Genomic DNA, 255 nt, shown 5'->3' on the forward strand with positions numbered 1-255 from the left:
TCAGTCGCCCTGCTGGGGGATGATCTTCAGCTCCCCGTGCGCCACCGATTTCTGGGTAGTGATCCCGTCGGCGAAATGGCGGACGTCAGCGGCGGAGCCCTTGAGAATGCTGACTTCCAGGCAGCGGCCCGCATCGATATGGACGTGCAGCGACGCCACGGAAATATCGTGGTGATGATGGTGCGAACTGGTCAGGCGGCGCGCCAGATCGCGGGCTTCGTGATCGTAGACGTAGCTCAGAACGCCGAAGCAGGC

Annotated in this window: 1 protein-coding gene; it reads right to left on the reverse strand. The window is 62.7% G+C overall.

What is annotated here, in order from left to right; all coding sequences use genetic code 11:
• A partial coding sequence (gene nikR / locus AC4FS3_RS29425) for a nickel-responsive transcriptional regulator NikR (protein WP_491023483.1) occupies positions 1-255 on the reverse strand: 255 nt, incomplete at its 5' end.

It is taken from the genome of Pseudogemmobacter sp. TB195 (assembly GCF_058313095.1).